The sequence below is a fragment of the Modestobacter sp. VKM Ac-2984 genome (assembly GCF_026967985.1).
Classification (GTDB): domain Bacteria; phylum Actinomycetota; class Actinomycetes; order Mycobacteriales; family Geodermatophilaceae; genus Modestobacter.
On the sequence record NZ_JAPVBJ010000001.1, the window covers coordinates 64,987 to 80,925 of the forward strand.

20 protein-coding genes are annotated in these 15,939 nt (G+C 75.6%); 10 read left to right on the forward strand and 10 right to left on the reverse strand.

Annotated elements, in window-relative coordinates:
* Positions 1-55 precede the first annotated feature (55 nt).
* Positions 56-934, reverse strand: a complete 879-nt coding sequence (locus O2W16_RS00305) for an alpha/beta fold hydrolase (RefSeq protein ID WP_269156804.1) — start codon at positions 932-934, stop codon at positions 56-58.
* 202 nt (positions 935-1,136) lie between these two features.
* On the opposite strand from O2W16_RS00305, the gene O2W16_RS00310 reads away from it, so the two are divergent.
* From O2W16_RS00310 to O2W16_RS00320, 3 genes are all read left to right on the forward strand, one after another.
* Positions 1,137-2,090 (forward strand): helix-turn-helix domain-containing protein, encoded by a 954-nt coding sequence (locus O2W16_RS00310; protein ID WP_269156805.1) that lies wholly within the window; start codon positions 1,137-1,139, stop codon positions 2,088-2,090.
* Between the two features lie 103 nt (positions 2,091-2,193).
* Positions 2,194-2,583, forward strand: coding sequence for a hypothetical protein (locus O2W16_RS00315; RefSeq protein ID WP_269156806.1), 390 nt, complete (start codon positions 2,194-2,196; stop codon positions 2,581-2,583).
* 18 nt (positions 2,584-2,601) lie between these two features.
* Entirely contained in the window at positions 2,602-3,078 is a 477-nt protein-coding gene (locus O2W16_RS00320; protein ID WP_269156807.1) for a hypothetical protein, read from the forward strand.
* A 133-nt stretch (positions 3,079-3,211) separates the two neighbouring features.
* Here the strand turns inward: O2W16_RS00320 and O2W16_RS00325 are convergent, their stop codons facing one another.
* Positions 3,212-4,174, reverse strand: coding sequence for a GlxA family transcriptional regulator (locus O2W16_RS00325; RefSeq protein WP_269156808.1), 963 nt, complete (start codon positions 4,172-4,174; stop codon positions 3,212-3,214).
* A 94-nt stretch (positions 4,175-4,268) separates the two neighbouring features.
* Between O2W16_RS00325 and O2W16_RS00330 the strand changes: the two genes are divergently transcribed.
* The 3 genes from O2W16_RS00330 to O2W16_RS00340 all read left to right on the forward strand — a co-directional run bounded on the left by O2W16_RS00330 (position 4,269) and on the right by O2W16_RS00340 (position 5,546).
* Entirely contained in the window at positions 4,269-4,922 is a 654-nt protein-coding gene (locus O2W16_RS00330; protein WP_269156809.1) for a DJ-1/PfpI family protein, read from the forward strand.
* Positions 4,923-4,926: 4 nt separating this feature from the next.
* Entirely contained in the window at positions 4,927-5,244 is a 318-nt protein-coding gene (locus tag O2W16_RS00335) for a hypothetical protein (RefSeq protein WP_269156810.1), read from the forward strand.
* 98 nt (positions 5,245-5,342) lie between these two features.
* Entirely contained in the window at positions 5,343-5,546 is a 204-nt protein-coding gene (locus O2W16_RS00340) for a hypothetical protein (RefSeq protein WP_269156811.1), read from the forward strand.
* A 78-nt stretch (positions 5,547-5,624) separates the two neighbouring features.
* Here O2W16_RS00340 and O2W16_RS00345 read toward each other — a convergent pair whose 3' ends face one another.
* Together O2W16_RS00345 and O2W16_RS00350 are read right to left on the reverse strand one after the other, a co-directional pair.
* A complete protein-coding gene (locus O2W16_RS00345; protein ID WP_269156812.1) occupies positions 5,625-6,836 on the reverse strand; it encodes an MFS transporter in 1,212 nt (403 codons plus the stop codon).
* 45 nt (positions 6,837-6,881) lie between these two features.
* Positions 6,882-8,399, reverse strand: a complete 1,518-nt coding sequence (locus O2W16_RS00350) for a Mur ligase family protein (protein ID WP_269156813.1) — start codon at positions 8,397-8,399, stop codon at positions 6,882-6,884.
* A gap of 102 nt (positions 8,400-8,501) precedes the next feature.
* Between O2W16_RS00350 and O2W16_RS00355 the strand changes: the two genes are divergently transcribed.
* A complete protein-coding gene (locus O2W16_RS00355; protein WP_269156814.1) occupies positions 8,502-8,933 on the forward strand; it encodes a hypothetical protein in 432 nt (143 codons plus the stop codon).
* A gap of 9 nt (positions 8,934-8,942) precedes the next feature.
* Here the strand turns inward: O2W16_RS00355 and O2W16_RS00360 are convergent, their stop codons facing one another.
* Positions 8,943-9,275 (reverse strand): YnfA family protein, encoded by a 333-nt coding sequence (locus tag O2W16_RS00360; RefSeq protein WP_269156815.1) that lies wholly within the window; start codon positions 9,273-9,275, stop codon positions 8,943-8,945.
* Positions 9,276-9,324: 49 nt separating this feature from the next.
* On the opposite strand from O2W16_RS00360, the gene O2W16_RS00365 reads away from it, so the two are divergent.
* The gene (locus tag O2W16_RS00365) at positions 9,325-10,137 is read left to right on the forward strand and encodes a DUF998 domain-containing protein (RefSeq protein ID WP_269156816.1); all 813 of its coding nucleotides are present in this window, start codon (positions 9,325-9,327) and stop codon (positions 10,135-10,137) included.
* Between the two features lie 18 nt (positions 10,138-10,155).
* Here the strand turns inward: O2W16_RS00365 and O2W16_RS00370 are convergent, their stop codons facing one another.
* A complete protein-coding gene (locus O2W16_RS00370; protein ID WP_269156817.1) occupies positions 10,156-10,515 on the reverse strand; it encodes an ArsR/SmtB family transcription factor in 360 nt (119 codons plus the stop codon).
* Between the two features lie 100 nt (positions 10,516-10,615).
* On the opposite strand from O2W16_RS00370, the gene O2W16_RS00375 reads away from it, so the two are divergent.
* Positions 10,616-12,028 (forward strand): FAD-dependent oxidoreductase, encoded by a 1,413-nt coding sequence (locus tag O2W16_RS00375; protein ID WP_269156818.1) that lies wholly within the window; start codon positions 10,616-10,618, stop codon positions 12,026-12,028.
* Between the two features lie 22 nt (positions 12,029-12,050).
* Here the strand turns inward: O2W16_RS00375 and O2W16_RS00380 are convergent, their stop codons facing one another.
* Positions 12,051-13,304 carry an APC family permease gene (locus O2W16_RS00380; protein ID WP_269156819.1) on the reverse strand — a complete coding sequence of 418 codons (1,254 nt, stop codon included), beginning with the start codon at positions 13,302-13,304 and terminating at the stop codon, positions 12,051-12,053.
* A 161-nt stretch (positions 13,305-13,465) separates the two neighbouring features.
* Between O2W16_RS00380 and O2W16_RS00385 the strand changes: the two genes are divergently transcribed.
* The gene (locus O2W16_RS00385) at positions 13,466-13,921 is read left to right on the forward strand and encodes a hypothetical protein (protein WP_269156820.1); all 456 of its coding nucleotides are present in this window, start codon (positions 13,466-13,468) and stop codon (positions 13,919-13,921) included.
* Positions 13,922-13,953: 32 nt separating this feature from the next.
* Here the strand turns inward: O2W16_RS00385 and O2W16_RS00390 are convergent, their stop codons facing one another.
* Genes O2W16_RS00390 through arsB form a run of 3 tightly spaced genes read right to left on the reverse strand, consistent with a single transcriptional unit; the run spans position 13,954 to position 15,916 of the window.
* The gene (locus O2W16_RS00390) at positions 13,954-14,379 is read right to left on the reverse strand and encodes an arsenate-mycothiol transferase ArsC (protein WP_269156821.1); all 426 of its coding nucleotides are present in this window, start codon (positions 14,377-14,379) and stop codon (positions 13,954-13,956) included.
* Positions 14,376-14,786 carry an arsenate reductase ArsC gene (locus O2W16_RS00395; protein WP_269156822.1) on the reverse strand — a complete coding sequence of 137 codons (411 nt, stop codon included), beginning with the start codon at positions 14,784-14,786 and terminating at the stop codon, positions 14,376-14,378. The genes O2W16_RS00390 and O2W16_RS00395 overlap by 4 nt, the downstream gene beginning before the upstream one ends.
* Positions 14,783-15,916 carry an ACR3 family arsenite efflux transporter gene (gene arsB, locus O2W16_RS00400; RefSeq protein ID WP_269156823.1) on the reverse strand — a complete coding sequence of 378 codons (1,134 nt, stop codon included), beginning with the start codon at positions 15,914-15,916 and terminating at the stop codon, positions 14,783-14,785. The genes O2W16_RS00395 and arsB overlap by 4 nt, the downstream gene beginning before the upstream one ends.
* Positions 15,917-15,939 lie beyond the last annotated feature (23 nt).

Genomic DNA, 15,939 nt, shown 5'->3' on the forward strand with positions numbered 1-15,939 from the left:
CCAGCCCGCGGTCGGCGCCGGCGGGGCGTGCCGCGCGGGCACGCCCCGGTCGTCGTCAGCTCTGGATGAACTCCAGCAGGTCGGCGTTGATCGTCTCTGCCTGGGTGGTCGGCATGCCGTGCGGGAAGCCCGCGTAGGTCTTCAGCGTCCCGTTCGGCAGCAGCTCGACTGCCAGCGGAGCGGAGTCCGCGTAGGTCTTCAGCGTCCCGTTCGGCAGCAGCTCGACTGCCAGCGGAGCGGAGTCCGCGTAGGGCACGACCTGGTCGTCGTCGCCGTGCATGACCAGCACCGGCACCGTGATCTTCTTCAGGTCGTCGGTGAAGTCGGTCCGGGAGAAGGCGACGACGCCGTCGTGGTGGGCCTTCGCCCCGCCCGTCATGCCCTGGCGCCACCAGTTCGCGATGATCGCCTCGTTCGGCTCCACGCCGGGCCGGTTGAACCCGTAGAACGGCCCGGACGGCAGGTCGCGGTAGAAGCTCGACCGGTTGGTGGCCACCTGCTCCTGGATGCCGTCGAAGACGCTCTGCGGCAGCCCGCCGGGGTTGGCGTCGGTCTGCACCATGATCGGCGTCACCGCGCTGATCAGGACGGCCTTGGCGACCCGGTCCTCGCCGTGCCGGGCGAGGTGGCGGACGACCTCCCCACCGCCGGTCGAGTGACCGACGTGCACGGCACCGTGCAGGTCCAGGTGGGCGGTGAGCGCCGCCAGGTCGTCGGCGTAGTGGTCCATGTCGTGCCCGTCGGCGACCTGGGTCGAGCGGCCGTGCCCCCGGCGGTCGTGCGCGATGACGCGGTAGCCGCGCTGCACGAAGAACATCAGCTGGGCGTCCCAGTCGTCCGACGACAGCGGCCAGCCGTGGCTGAACACGATCGGCTGCCCGGTCCCCCAGTCCTTGTAGTAGGTCTCGATGCCGTCGTGGCTCAGGACGGGCATGGCGTCTCCTTCGTCGGTGCTGCGGTCAGTGGCGGTCAGCACGCTAGGGACGACGACGCCCCGGGACTGTGCCCTCGGTGCCCGGTGCTGGCCCCTGGGTGCCGACCCGCCCAGGGCGGACCCCCTTCCCCCGCAACCCGTCGGGGCGACAGGATGTCGGCGCCCGCGGCAGCGTCGCCGACCACCCGAACAGGGAGGCGCGATGGTCACGCTCCTGGACAGCCGGCAGCTCACCGGCGCCGACCGCCACCCGGCCGCGGTGGTCGCACGGCTGCAGGCCGGCATGAGCTCCCGGGTGCGCTTGCGCGAGCCGGCAGCATCCGTGCAGGTGCGGCTGGACACCTGGCAGCTCGGCGGCCTGCCGGTGCTGCGCGCCGACGTCGTCGGCCCGCTGGTGGTCAGCCGCCGCCGGACCCCGGCGGACACCCCGCCGGTGCTGTCGCTCTACGTGCAGGAGCGTGGCACCGGCCGGCACGAGCAGGGCGGACGGCGCCGCGCGCTGCCGCCCGGCACCCTCACGGTCACCGACATCAGCTCGCCGTACGACTTCTGCTGGGGCGACACCGAGGGTGCGGGCAGCGCCCTGCAGGTCCCGGTCGCCCGGCTCGGGCTGTCGGTGGACGTCGTGCGCCGGGCGGCTCCGCGCGCGCCGGACAGCCCGCTGTACGAGCTGGTCCGGGCGCACGTCGACCGGGTCACCCGGGACGCCGAGCGGCTGGCCGCCGACCCGGGGTGGCCGGCGCTGTCCGTGGCCACCCTCGAGCTGGTGCGGGCGCTCCTGGTCTCGGCCGACGGCGCCGGCGACACGGTGCCGGGTGAGAGCCTGCTGCCCCGCATCCGCACCTGGGTGGGCCAGCACCTGACCGACCCCGGCCTCGATGCCACCCGCGTCGCGGCCGAGCACGCGATCAGCGTCCGCCAGCTCTACCGGCTGTGCTCCGCGGCCGGGTTCAGCCTGGAGCAGTGGGTCATCGACCAGCGCCTGGAGGGTGCCCGGGCGGAGCTGGCCCGGCCCGGTGGCCGGCCGATCGCCGCCGTCGCCCGGTCGTGGGGGTTCGGCGACCCGTCGCACTTCAGCCGCCGGTTCCGGGCCGCCTTCGGCACCACGCCCCGGGAGTGGCGGGCCCAGCAAGCCAGCGGGGCCGTCACCGAGTGACAGCTGAGCGGGCATCCCGAGCGCGGGAAGCCCGTTCTGCTGACACTCGCCACCCGGGTGCCCTTTGTCGAACGTGTGTTCGAATCCGTGCGACGATGTCCGGGTGGCCGGGGGGATGCAGCGCGGGCGGCACGGCGGCTCGCTGGCCGACCGCGCCGCCCGTTCCGGGGTGCCCGCTCCCCCGCCGGAGCCGCCCGCCCCGCCGGAGCCGCCCGCCCCGCCGGAGCCGCCCGCCCCGCCGGAGGCGCCTGCCCCGCCGGAGGCGCCTGCCCCGCCGGCCGCCGAGGCCCGGCGTCCGGCGGGCAACGGGCACGGCCGGCACTGCTGGGTGCAGGACCCCCCCGACGCACCCGGCACCTGGCCGGGCCTGCTGGTGGAGTGGCGGCAGCGGGAAGACGCCTGGCACGGCCGGGTCGCCTACACCGTCGTCGGCGCGCACGGCCCGGTGCTGGTCGAGGCCTGGCTGCCCGCTGAGCAGCTCAGCCGGGGCTGACCCCCTACCGTGCGCGGCATGACGGAGGAGCAGGGGCAGCCGGTCGTCGTCCGGGCTCAGGGCCGGCCGGACGGCGGGGAGCTGCCGGTCATCGGCCTCCCGCCACGCCCCGGGGAACGACACCCCGGCGTCGGCGTCCGGTGGGTCGAGGCCGGCGCCCTCCTCGCGGTGACCACCTGGGGCAGCAGCAGCCATCCCACCGTGCCCCGGGCTGCCCGGGTGCAGGACGGCGAGCTGACGCTGACGATCGGCCGCAGGGAGTCCGCCCCGCTCCCCCCGGGCTCCGTCGACGTGATGACCGCGGACCTGGCCTCGCACACGACGGTGATCGAGCCCCCGGCCGGGCTGGACCCGCACACGCCGACCCGGGTGCACGTCGGCGAGCAGGTCGTGGAGCTGCCCCCGGCGGGGACCCCGCTGCCCCCGCCAGTCCAGCTCCGGTCGGGACCATCGCCCCAGCCGCCGTCACCTCACTCGGGTCCGCCTGAGGCGTGACCGGCGCCCACGTGCGGCCCGGCAGCCGGCGACGGGACGAGTCCGTGGCCGCGACCGCGCCCGTGCACCCCGACCCGGGCGCTGCGAGCAGCCGGCTCTGCGCCACCACGTCGGGGCCCCAGCGTGAGGCGGATCAGTGCCTGGCGGTGCCGAGCGCGGTCCGGTAGCGCATGGGGCTGGTGCCGACGACGGCGGAGAACCGCGCCCGGAGGTTGGTGGCCGAGCCGAGCCCGCTGGCCGTGGCGATGCGCTCGACGGACCAATCGGTGGTCTCCAGCAACCGTTGCGCCCGCCGGACCCGGGACCGGGTGAGCCAGGCGCTGGGAGTGGTGCCGACCTCGTCGGCGAAGCGGCGGTTCAGGGTCCGCACGCTGACGGCGCTCACCTGGGCGATGTCGGCGATGGTCACGGGCCCGGCTGCGTGGTCCTCGATCCACTGCAGCGTCGCCGCCAGCCCGCCGTTGCCCAGTCCGTCGTCCCGGATGTACTGCGCCTGGCCGGCGTCCCGGGTGAGCGGCACCACCGCGGTCCGGGCGGCCTCGGCGGCCACCGCTCCTCCGTGGTCCCGGGAGATCATGTGCAGGCACAGGTCCAGGCCGGCCGCCGCGCCGGCGGAGGTGAGGACCTGCCCGTTGTCCACGAACAGGGAACCGGCGTCGACGTCGACCGCCGGGTACCGGGCGGCGAGGACGCCGGCGGCCTGCCAGTGGGTCGTTGCCCGCAGCCCGTCGAGCAGTCCGGCGGCAGCGAGGTCGAGGGCGCCGACGCAGATGGAGGCGATGCCCGCGCCCCGCCGGGCCGCCTCCTGGAGGGCGGCCAGCGCCCTCGGCTCCGGTGAGGCGCTGGGATCGCTCCGGCCCGGGACGACCACGGTGTCCGCAGCGATCAGCCGGTCCAGGCCGTGGGGCACGGACAAGGAGGTCGGCCCCGCAGCGGCGGTCCGCCGGGGACCGGCGACGACCACCTCGTAGGCGGGCGCGCCGTCGACGGCGGTCCGCCCGAACACCTCCACCGGTGTGGCGAGGTCGAAGGCGATGACGCCGTCCAGGGCCAGGACCGCAACGGTGTGCACGCCGTGGACGGTAGCGCTGGGCATGGCGAGATGGTTGCGGAGCATGGCTGATGAGCCACTCGTGCGACGGCCGCACCGGTTCCTACGCTCGCTGCACACCCCCGAGAGAGGAAGCCCTGTGCTGGCCCAGATCGTCTTGTTCGACGGGTTCGACCCGCTGGACGTCATCGCACCCTTCGAGGTGCTCAGCGCTGGCGCTGCCGCAGTCGGCGGCCGGCTCGAGGTCCGGCTGGTCGGCATCGACGCCCCGGGCCCGGTCACCAGCGGCACCGGTGGCCTGCAGCTCACCGCCACCCACGTGCTCGCCCCCACCGAACCGGGCTTCGTGATCGTGCCGGGCGCAGCCGGCCCGGTGTCCGCCGACCCCGACGTCGTGGACACCATCCCCGTCCTGCTGGCCCGCGTGGGTGAGACCGGCCTGCCCGGCAAGGTGCGGCAGGCGTTCGGCGCACCGGACACCGTGGTGGCCACGGTCTGCGGCGGGTCCCTCGCGCTGGCCATGGCCGGGCTGCTCGAGGGGCGTCACGCCGTCACCCACCACCTGGGCAACGACGTCCTCGAGGCCACGGGCACGCACCTCGTCCGCGCCCGCGTCGTCGACGACGGCGACCTGGTCAGCGCCGGCGGGGTCACCTCCGGCCTGGACCTCGCACTGCACCTGCTGGACCGGCAGTTCGGGCCGCAGATCGCCCATGCGGTGGAGGAGCTCTTCGAGCACGAACGCCGCGGCACCGTCTGGCGCCCCATCGGCTCCCAGCCCCTCCCGGCCTGACCCCGTGAGCCAGCTCCCCGGCCGCTGGGCCCTGCGCATGCGGACCCCGATCGGCAGCATCGAGGCAGAGATGACGTTCACCGAGCACGACGACGGCCTCACCGGCCAGGCCGCCGGGAAGGGCGAGACGGTCCCACTGCACGACGTCCGGACGGCGCCCCACCAGGACGGGGAACGGGTGACGTGGACGCAGACCATCACCCGGCCGCTGCGGCTCAGCCTGGCCTTCGACGTCGTCGTCGCCGGCGACGAGCTGCACGGCCACTCCCGCGCCGGCCGTCTCCCGCAGTCCACCGTCACCGGGCACCGCCTCCCGGACTGACCGTGCCCGCGACCGGGCCGGTTTGCGCAGGCACCCTCTCGGGATACCGGGGAGGGAACGCCGCCCGGAGTCGCCGGGCCACGAGAGCGGAGGACGCGATGACCAGCCCGCACGACGAGCCGACGCTCGACGACGTGATCACCCCCGAGGAGCCGGCCCCCCGGGACCGCACCGAGCACGCCAAGGACCCGCACCTGTCCGACGAGGTCCTCGAGCACCGCACCGAGCTCGAGCGCCAGGCGGTGCAGTCCGACGACGCCGACCCGGCCGGCGCCTATGAGCACGACGCCACCGAGGCCTGAGACACCGAGGCCTGAGCCGGCTCCGACGAGGGCGGCGCACCGGGGACCACCCGGGGCGCCGCCCTCGTCGCGTCCGGGTCAGGGCTGCAGCGAACGGGTGCGGCCGAGCACGCCGGTGAGCACCAGGGCCGCGAGCGCGCACCCGCCGGCGAGCAGCGCGACCCCGGGCCAGCCGGCGTCCTGCCAGGCCCGGCCGGCGAGCGTGCCGCCCACCGAGGAGCCGACGTAGTACCAGAACGAGTACAGCGAGGCGGCCTGCCCGACCGGCCGACCGCCCAGCTGGGCCCGTGCCGCGACCCAGCCGCTGGCCACGCCGTGGGCGGCGAAGAACCCGATGGTCAGCACGCACAGCCCCAGGACGACGCACCACAGCGGCGTCGGCAGGGTCAGGGCGATCCCCGCCGCCATCAGCGCCACGGCGCCGGGCACCACCACCCGCCGCCCCATCCGGTCGGCCAGCCAGCCGGCGGTCGGTGAGCTCGCCGACCCGAGCAGGTAGGCGAGGAACACCAGCCCGGCCACCGCGGGCGTCAGCGAGTAGGGCGCGGACTCCAGCCGGAAGGTGCCGGCGTTGTAGACGGCGACGAACCCGCCCATCAGCAGCGCGGCCAGCCCGTACAGCGCCAGCAGCGCCGGGTCGGTGAAGGCCGCGCCGAGCTGGCGGAGCAGCCGGCCCTGCCGGAGCAGCGGGGTGAACCGGCGGGCCGGGGGCAGCAGCAGCCGGACGGCGACCGCGCAGCCGACGGCCACCACGGCGGCACCGCCCAGCGCCGTCCGCCAGCCGCCCAGCTCGGTGAGGACACCGGTGAGCAGCCGGCCGGACAGGCCGCCGATCGCGGTGCCGCTGACGTAGAGCCCGATCGCCCGCGAGCTCATCGCCGGGTGCAGCTCCTCGCGCAGGTAGGCCACCGCCACGGCGGGCAGCCCGGCCAGGGCGAAGCCCTGCAGACCGCGGAGCACCAGCAGCGCCTCCCACCCGGGGGCCAGCGCGATCAGCACGGCGAGCAGCGCCGCGGCGGCGAGGCTGGCGTGCAGGATGCCGGTGCGGCCGCGGCGGTCCGAGAGCGGCCCGAGCACCAGCAGGCCCACGGCCAGCGCGGCGGTGCTGACCGAGATGACCAGGGTCGAGGCCGCCGGGGTCACCCCGAAGGAGCGGCTGAACTCCGGCAGCAGCGCCTGCGGGGCGTACAGGCTGACGAAGACGGCGACGCCGGCGAGGAAGACGGCGGTCGCGGCCCGGCGGAAGGCCGGCTCACCGGCCCGGTGGCCCGGCCACTCCCCCGTCGTCACGCCCGGGAGCCTGCCCGTGTGGAGCTCGGCACCCAGCGCGGGGGGTCAGCAGGCCTGCTCGTCCAGCAGCTCGGCGGCCCGGGAGTCCAGCGCGTCCTGCGCCACCTCGGCGTCGTCGAGCGGCACGGGGGCACCGTCGTCGGTCAGCGTGGTCTCGTGGCCGCGACCGACGACGAGCACCACGTCCCGGCTGCCGGCGGCCGCCACGGCGGCGGTGATCGCCTCCCGGCGGTCCAGCACGGTGCGCACGGTCGCGGTGCTGCCGATCAGCCCGACCCGCAGCTCCTCGACGATCGCCTCCGGGCGCTCACCGTGGCTGCCCTCGTTGGTCAGCCACACCTCGTCCGCCGCGCGGGCGGAGACGCCGAGCCCCTGGCGCTTGTACCGGTCGCGGCGACCGCGGGCCCCGAGCACCAGGTGCACCTGACCGGCGGGGCCGGTGAGGTCGCGGGCGGTCTGCACGGCGGCGGCCAGCGCCCGGGGGGTGTGCGCGTAGTCGACGACGACGAGCGGGCCGCCCGGCCCGCGCAGCAGGGTGTTCCGCCCCGCGGGTGCCGCGGTGGCGGCCAGGCCGGCGACGATCGTCTCCGGCGCCAGCCCGAGCGAGCGGCCGGTCGCCCATGCCGCGGCGATGTTGCCCACGTGCACCCGGCCGACCAACGGCGAGCAGACCCAGTGCCGCCCGCCGTCGTCCTCGACGACCAGGCTGGTGCCGTCCGCGCCGGTGCGCCAGGCCAGCACCCGGACGTCGGCCGGCTCCCCCGGCCGGGTGGCCACCCGGGCCACCGGCACCCGCGCCTGGTCGGCCAGCCGGCGGCCCCATGGGTCGTCGACCACGATCACGGCGCTGTCGGCGCGCTCCGGGGTGAACAGCAGCGCCTTGCTCGCCCAGTACTGCTCGATCGTGCCGTGGTGGTCGAGGTGGTCCTCCTCGAAGCCGGTGAAGACCGCCACCTCGACGTGGACGGCGTCGACCCGGCCGACGTCCAGCGCGATGGAGGAGGCCTCGACCACCGCGCTGGTGGCGCCCGCCTCGAGCATCCAGCGCAGCAGCCCGTGCAGCTCCGGCGCCTCCGGGGTGGTCAGCCGGGTGCCCCGGGTCTGCCCGGCGACCCGCGCACCCAGCGTGGTCACCACCCCGGCGCACTCCCCCGCCGCCTCGAGCACCCCACGCACCAGCGTGCTGGTCGTGGTCTTGCCGTTGCTGCCGGTCACGCCGACCAGCCGCAGCTGCTCCCCGGGGTCCCCGGCCAGCAGTGCGCCCAGCGGGCCGAGCAGGGCCCGGACCGAGGGCACCAGCAGCTGGGGCGCCGCCACCGGCAGCGGCCGGTCGACGAGAAGCGCCGCGGCGCCGCGGGCCAGGGCCGACTCGGCGAACCGGTGGCCGTCGCTGTGCGCCCCGCGCACGCAGGCGAACAGGCAGCCGGGGGTCACCGCCCGGGAGTCGGTGACGAGATCGTGCAGCAGCAGGTGGTCCTCGCCGCCGGAGCGGACGACGGGGCCGGCGGCCACGGTGCGGGCACGGGACTCGACGGATGCCCAGGACACCGCGGGGAGCGACACGCGGCCGACGGTAGGCGAGCGACCGACACTCGGCAGCGCGAGACCCGGTGGTGCACGACCGTTCAAGCTCCGACACGCGAGGCGAGCTGGTTGGCTCAGGGCGTGCCGCAGCTGACCGCCGAGGACGTCGCCTGCTGGGTGCTGAAGAGCAGCCGGCCGCCGGAGGCACTGCTCCCCGACTGGCAGCCCGGCGCCGTCGCCGTGCTGGACCGGTGCGTCCGGCCCTCCTACCGGCTCGCGCTGATGACCCCGGGCCGGCCGTGCCTGCTGTGGGTGAGCGGCCGCGACCGGCCCGGGGTGCACGCCCTCGGTGAGCTGGCCGGGCCGGTGGACGCCGCGGCCCCGGGCGGGCCGGCGGTCGCCGTCCGGTGGACCCGACTGGCCGACCCGGTCGACCGGGCGGAACTGCTGGCCGACCCGGCGACCCGCTCGGCCGAGGTGCTGCGGATGCCCGCCGGGAGCAACCCGTCGTGGCTGTCGCCCGACCAGTACGCGGCCGTGCTCGGCCACGCCCGGACCCGGCCCGGCGCCTGAACGGTGCGCTCAGGCGCCTCGGGGCGCGTACATGATCAGCGCGACGCCGAGGAGGCAGACCAACGCGCCGGCGACGTCCCAGCGGTCGGGCCGGAAGCCGTCGGCGGCCATCCCCCAGAGCAGCGACCCAGCGACGAAGACGCCGCCGTAGGCGGCGAGCACCCGGCCGAAGGCGGCCTCGGGCTGCAGCGTGGCGACCATGCCGTAGAGCGCCAGCGACACCATCCCGATGCCCACCCAGAGCCAGCCGCGGTGTTCCCGCAGGCCCTGCCAGACCAGCCATGCGCCGCCGATCTCCAGCAGGGCGGCGAGCACGAACAGGGCGATGGAGCGGATGGTCACACCGGCCAGTCTCCCGGTCGCACAGCCGGGGCTGGGACCATGGCTCACCGTGACGGACAGCCGGTACCGCTGGGGCGGGCTCGCGTGGGTGCTGACCCTGCAGTTCTTCGTCGTCGAGGCGATCGCGGCGCTGCAGTACGAGGGCTACTCGTACTCCGCGGACGTGATCAGCGACCTGGGGACGGCGACCTCGCCCGCCCGGCTGCTGATGAACGCCTCCTTCGTCCTGCAGGGGGTGCTGATCATCACCGGGGCACTGCTGCTGCGGCCGGGGCTGGCCGGCACGGGTGGCCGGCTGGCCCGCCCGGTGCTGGTCGTGGCCGGGCTCGGGGTGCTCCTGGTCGGGCTCTTCCCCTCCGACGGCAACACCACGGTCCACACGATCGCGGCCGGCGCACACTTCCTCGGCGGCGGGATCGGGCTGATCGCGCTGGCCTACGGGGTGCGGCCGCGCTCGGAGGCGCTGGGCACCACGCTGGCCCTGCTCGGGCTGGTCGGCGTCATCGCGACGATCTTCTTCGCCTCGGCGGTCTTCGTCGGGCTCGGCGAGGGTGGCATGGAGCGGGTGGCCGGCTACGTCGTGCCGCTGGGCCTCCCCCTGGCCGGCGCGACGCTCTGGCGGCAGAAGGACGACTGGCTGGCGCTCACCAACCCCGACGGGACGCCGAGCCGCCGGCAGCTGCGGGAGGACGCCCGGCTGGAGCGGGCCCAGCGGGCCGCGGAGCGGGACGCCGCCCTGGAGGCCGCCGCCCACCGCCCGTCCGAGGGTGCGACACCGGTGGGCACCAGCGCCGCGGGCACCCCGGTGGAGGAGTCCGACGACTTCGACCCCGACGACCCCTGGGCCCCCCGCCGGCGCTGACGGACGGCCCAGGTCTGATCAGGAGCAGCAGGCGTCGGCGCCCTCGGGGGTCAGCGCCGCCAGCGTGGCCAGCGCCTTCACCGGCCCGGCGAGGGCCTCGCAGCACAGCGCGTAGACGTTGCTGCGGCCCTTCGGCGTGATCGTGACCAGCCCCTGCTCGCGCAACGGCGCCAGGTGGTGGCTGACCAGGGTCTGGCTCATGCCGGCGGCGTCGGTCAGCTCCCGGACCGTGCGCGGGCCCTCGGCCAGCAGCAGGAGCAGGTGCAGCCGGTTCGGGTCGCCGAGCGCCTTGAGCTGCGGGGCGAGCAGGCGGGCACGGTCGGCGGGAGAGGTCAGCTCGTCGACGTCGAGCAGTCGCACGTCCAGGTCCTGGCGCATGCCGACCAGTCTGCCATACGGTGGTTGTTGTCAACAGCGTTCGCTGTTAACGTGCCTCGACGTTGGACGGATCACCGACGAGCGAGGACGTGAGCACGACATGAGCGCGTACACGACGAAGGACCTGCCGGTCGTGGTGATCGGCGCCGGCCCGGTGGGCCTGGCCGCCGCCGCACACCTGCTGGAGCGGGGCCTGGAACCGCTTGTGCTGGAGGCCGGTGACCACCCCGCGGCCGCGGTGCGGGACTGGGGGCACGTGCGGCTGTTCTCCCCGTGGGAGTACGACGTCGACGACGCCGCCGTCCGGCTGCTCGAGCAGACCGGGTGGGAGTCCCCCGACCGGACCGCGTTGCCCACCGGCGCCGAGCTCGTCGAGCGGTACCTGGCGCCCCTGGCCGCGACGCCGCAGCTGGCCGGCCGGATCCGCACCGGCACCCGGGTGGTCGCGGTCAGCCGGGCCGGGGTGGACAAGACCCGCACCGTCGGGCGGGAGGGCCGGGCGTACGTGGTGCGCACCGTCGTCGACGGCCGGGTGCAGGACGTGACCGCCCGGGCGGTCGTCGACGCCTCGGGCACCTGGGGGCAGCGCAACCCGCTCGGCGCCGCCGGCCTCCCCGCGATCGGGGAGGAGCAGGCCGGCGACTGGCTGGTCGGGCCGCTGCCCGACGTGCTCGGCCGGGACCGCGCCCGGTTCGCCGGGAAGCACACCGTGGTGGTCGGCATGGGCCACTCGGCGGCGAACACGCTGCTGGCCCTGGTGGAGCTGCAGCAGCGCGAGCCCGGCACGCGGATCAGCTGGACGATCCGGGGCCGCTCCCCCGCCCGGCTCTACGGCGGCGGCGACTCCGACGGACTCCCCGCCCGCGGGCTGCTCGGCTCGACGCTGAAGGCCGCCGTCCAGGCCGGGCACGTCGAGCTGCACCGTGAGGTCACCTGGACCGAGCTCGCACCGACCGGGAACGGCCGGCTGCGGCTGCTCGGGACCGGCCGGGACGGCGCCCCGCTGGAGCTGGTGGTCGACGCGGTGGCCGCCGCCACCGGCTTCCGCCCCGACCTGGACGTGCTGCGCGAGGTGCGGCTCGACCTCGACCCCGCCCTCGAGGCCCCGGCCCGGCTGGCGCCCCTGATCGACCCGAACTCCCACTCCTGCGGCACCGTGCCGCCGCACGGGCACCGCGACCTGGCCCACCCCGACGAGGGCTTCTACCTGGTCGGCATGAAGTCCTACGGGCGCGCTCCCACGTTCCTGCTGGCCACCGGCTACGAGCAGGTGCGTTCGATCGCCGCCGCGCTGGCCGGGGACACCGAGGCCGCGGACTCGGTGCAGCTGCACCTGCCCTCGACCGGCGTCTGCAGCACCGACCTGGGCGCCCGGGAGACCGCCGAGTCCGCCGGAGTCGGCTTCGCCACCGGCCGTGCCCACGGGTGGTCGGCCGAGGAGCCCGCGGCGGTGAGCTGCTGCGGTGCGGCCCCGCAGCCGGTCGGTTCCGGGGCCTCCTCCTCAGACCGCTGACCCCCGCACCTCCGTCAGGGGATCACCGGGCCGCCAGTCGCAGCCGGGTGGCCCGACAGGCGATGCCCACGGCGAAGACCGCGGTGCCGGTGACCACGGCCTGCCACGGCAGGGTCGCCACCAGGACCAGGCAGCCCACCAGGCCGAGGACCTGCAGCGCCCGGGGGAACCGGCGGTGCGCGCCGTCCTGGGTGAACGCCGCGGCGTTGGCGACGGCGTAGTAGAGCAGCACCCCGAAGGAGGAGAAGCCGATCGCGCCGCGCAGGTCGACGGTCAGCACGAGCAGGCAGACGACGACGCCGACGCTGACCTCGGCCCGGTGCGGCACGGAGAAGCGCGGGTGGACCGCGGCCAGGTACCGCGGCAGGTCGCCCTGCCGGCCCATCGCCAGGCTGGTCCGGCCGACGCCGGCGATCAGCGCCAGCAGCGCGCCGAGCGCCGCCGCGGCCGCGCCGATCCGCACGACCGGCCCGGCCCAGTCCCAGCTGCCGGCGGCCACGGCGGCGGCCAGCGGTTCGGCGGTGGCGGCGATGCCGTCGGCGCCCAGCGTCGTCAACAGGGACACCGCGACCACCAGGTAGACCGCGACGGTGAGGCCCAGTGCCAGCAGCACCGCGCGCGGGATGGTCCGCGCCGGGTCGCGGACCTCCTCGCCCATGGTCGCGATGCGCGCGTAGCCGGCGAAGGCGAAGAACAGCAGCCCCGCCGACTGCAGCACCCCGAGGACGCCGCCCTCGACCGCCCAGTCCCCCGGTGCCGTCCCGCCCGCCGGACCGCCGAGGAGCATCGCGGCGACCGCGACGGCCAGCGCGGTCAGCACGACGGTGACGATGACCCGGGTGAGCCCGGCGGTGCGGGTGACGCCGCGGTAGTTCGTCGCGGTGAGCGCGAGCACGGCTGCCACGGCGACCGGGCGCTGCCAGCCGGCCGGCGCGGCGTACGCGGCGAAGGTGAGCGCCATCGCCGCGCAGCTGGCCGTCTTGCCGATCACGAACCCCCAGCCGGCGAGGAAGCCCCACCAGTCCCCGAGCCGCTCCCGCCCGTAGACGTAGGTGCCCCCGGAGGCGGGGTACTGCGCGGCGAGCTGGGCCGACGCGGTGGCGTTGCACCAGGCGACCACGGCGGCGATCGCCAGCCCGATCAGCAGCCCCGCGCCGGCGGCCTGCGCGGCCGGGGCGAAGGCGGCGAACACGCCGGCCCCGATCATCGACCCCAGCCCGATGACGACGGCGTCGCCGGTGCCGAGCCGGCGGGACAGGCCTGGTCCGACGGTCACACCGACTCCTCGTTCCCGGTCTGCAGCTCGGCTCCTGCCCTCGCGCCCCGATCGAGTCGGGTCCGGACGCCGACATCGTCCCCCAGCACCCCTGGCGCACCACCGTGATCCACGCCACGATGACGGCGTCTGCGGGTCACCGACCGAACCGGAGCACGAGCATGCGCCACTGCCTGATCGTCGCCAACCAGACCCTCACCACCGACACCCTCAGTGCCGCCGTGGAACGACGCATCGCCGCCGAACCGCACGAGTTCCACGTCGTGGCCCCGGCCACGCCGCTGGACGACCAGCTGGACGGCCCCAGCGCCTACGCGAGCCTGGGACCCTCGGCTGCCGACCGCGCCTATGCCGTGGCCGCCCAGCGCCTCGAGCAGGCGCTCGAACACCTCCGGACGCTGGGTGCCACGGTCGACGGCGAGGTCGGCGACCCGGATGTGCTCGAGGCGGTCCGCGAGGCCCTCCAGCACGTCGCAGCCGACGAGATCGTCGTCTCCATCCTGCCGCACGGGCTCTCGAAGTGGTTGCGCCGCGACCTCCCGGCCCGGCTGCGCAAGGCCACGGACGTCCCGGTCACCCACCTCACGGCCGACCAGGACGCCGGCGCCCCCGCCTGACCGGAGGCCGCACCCGCGGTCGCGCCCCGGGCTCACCGCCGGCGCAGGTCGACGCCGAGCTCGGCGGCCAGCGACCGCACCTGACGGGCGATGTCGTCCCGGACCAGCCGCATCCGGTCCATGCCCTCGACGCCGCGCGCGGACGGCTCGTCGACGTCCCAGGTGAGGAGACGGGTGCCGGTCACCGGCTCGACCCGGGCCTCCTGGCCGAGGGTCACCACGACGTCGGCGTCCCGCACCAGCTGCTCGGTGACCGGCTTCGGGCGCTCGCCGGAGATGTCGATGCCCAGCTCCTGCAGGGCTCGGACCGACTGCTCGTTCAGCGCGTCGCCGGGCGCCGTCCCGGCCGAGCGCACCTCGACGGCGTCCCCGGCCAGGTCCGCCATCAGCGCTGCGGCCAGCTGCGACTTCCCGGAGTTGCGCGCGCAGACGAACAGCACGCTGGGCCGGCCGGTCATCGGGTGGCGGGCGCCTGCAGCTCGGCGAGCAGGCTGCGGATCCGGCCCTCGATGTCGTCCCGGATGGGGCGTACGGACTCCACGCCCTTGCCGGCCGGGTCCTCCAGGGCCCAGTCGAGGTACCGCTTGCCGGGGAAGACCGGGCAGGCGTCCCCGCAGCCCATGGTGATGACGACGTCGGAGGCCTCGACGGCGTCGGTGGTCAGCACCTTGGGCCGCTGGTCGGAGATGTCGATGCCGACCTCGGCCATCGCCGCGACGGCCGAGGGGTTGACCTGGTCGCCGGGCACCGAACCGGCCGAGCGCACCTCGACCGCGTCCCCGGCCAGGTGGCGCAGCCAGCCGGCGGCCATCTGGGAGCGGCCGGCGTTGTGCACGCAGACGAACAGGACGCTGGGCTTGGTCATGCGTTCCTCCGGGAGGGGTCGGGGACGGCGGGGACGGTCGGGTCACCAGGGAACCAGCGGCGGGCGGCCCAGAGGGAGACGTAGACCAGCCCGACCAGCACCGGCACCTCGATCAGCGGCCCGACGACGCCGGCCAGCGCCTGCCCGGAGGTGACCCCGAAGGTGCCGATCGCCACCGCGATGGCGAGCTCGAAGTTGTTGCCGGCCGCGGTGAAGGCGAGGGTCGCGGTCTTGGCGTAGCCCAGCCCCAGCCGCATGCCGAGCAGGAACGACCCGCCGAACATCAGCGCGAAGTAGGCCAGCAGCGGCAGCGCGATCCGGGCGACGTCCCACGGGTTGGAGGTGATCGCGTCGCCCTGGAGGGCGAAGAGCATGACGATGGTGAACAGCAGGCCGTAGAGGGCGACCGGGCCGATCTTCGGCAGGAACGTCCCCTCGTACCAGTCGCGGCCCTTGGCGCGCTCGCCGATCGTGCGGGTCAGGAAGCCGGCGACCAGCGGGATGCCGAGGAAGACCAGCACCGAGAGCACGATCGCCCAGAAGCTGAACTCCGCCGACGTGGTCGACAGCCCCAGCCAGCCGGGCAGCACCTGGAGGTAGAACCAGCCGAGGACGGCGAAGGCGAGGATCTGGAAGACCGAGTTGATCGCCACCAGCAGCGCCCCGGCCTCCCGGTCGCCGCAGGACAGGTCGTTCCAGATCAGCACCATGGCGATGCACCGGGCCAGGCCCACGATGATCAGCCCGGTGCGGTACTCGGGCAGGTCGGGCAGCAGCAGCCAGGCCAGCGCGAACATCAGCGCCGGCCCGACCAGCCAGTTCAGCGCCAGCGAGGCGCCCAGCAGCTTCCGGTCCCCGGTCACCCGGTCGAGCTCGGAGTACCGCACCTTGGCCAGCACCGGGTACATCATCAGCAGCAGCCCGATGGCGATCGGCAGGCTGACCTCACCGACCCGGACGGCGTCCAGCGCGTCGTCCAGCCCGGGGACGAACCGGCCGAGCAGCAGGCCGAGGACCATCGCGGCGACGATCCACACCGGCAGGAAGCGGTCCAGGGTGGACAACCGGGCCAGCACCGGGGTCTCGAGGTCGGTGCCGGAGCGGGGGGTCTCCGCGGCGAGATCGCTCATGGGGTGGGCTGCTCCTCTGCCCC

Bases quoted from the DNA above. Each gene is read 5' to 3' on its own strand.
- O2W16_RS00310 (WP_269156805.1), top strand. From the start codon at position 1,137: ATGGTCACGCTCCTGGACAGCCGGCAGCTCACCGGCGCCGACCGCCAC.
- O2W16_RS00385 (WP_269156820.1), top strand. From the start codon at position 13,466: ATGCGCCACTGCCTGATCGTCGCCAACCAGACCCTCACCACCGACACC.
- O2W16_RS00375 (WP_269156818.1), top strand. From the start codon at position 10,616: ATGAGCGCGTACACGACGAAGGACCTGCCGGTCGTGGTGATCGGCGCC.
- O2W16_RS00305 (WP_269156804.1), bottom strand. From the start codon at position 934: ATGCCCGTCCTGAGCCACGACGGCATCGAGACCTACTACAAGGACTGG.
- O2W16_RS00395 (WP_269156822.1), bottom strand. From the start codon at position 14,786: ATGACCAAGCCCAGCGTCCTGTTCGTCTGCGTGCACAACGCCGGCCGC.
- O2W16_RS00390 (WP_269156821.1), bottom strand. From the start codon at position 14,379: ATGACCGGCCGGCCCAGCGTGCTGTTCGTCTGCGCGCGCAACTCCGGG.
- O2W16_RS00320 (WP_269156807.1), top strand. From the start codon at position 2,602: ATGACGGAGGAGCAGGGGCAGCCGGTCGTCGTCCGGGCTCAGGGCCGG.
- O2W16_RS00370 (WP_269156817.1), bottom strand. From the start codon at position 10,515: ATGCGCCAGGACCTGGACGTGCGACTGCTCGACGTCGACGAGCTGACC.
- O2W16_RS00340 (WP_269156811.1), top strand. From the start codon at position 5,343: ATGACCAGCCCGCACGACGAGCCGACGCTCGACGACGTGATCACCCCC.
- arsB (WP_269156823.1), bottom strand. From the start codon at position 15,916: ATGAGCGATCTCGCCGCGGAGACCCCCCGCTCCGGCACCGACCTCGAG.
- O2W16_RS00325 (WP_269156808.1), bottom strand. From the start codon at position 4,174: ATGCCCAGCGCTACCGTCCACGGCGTGCACACCGTTGCGGTCCTGGCC.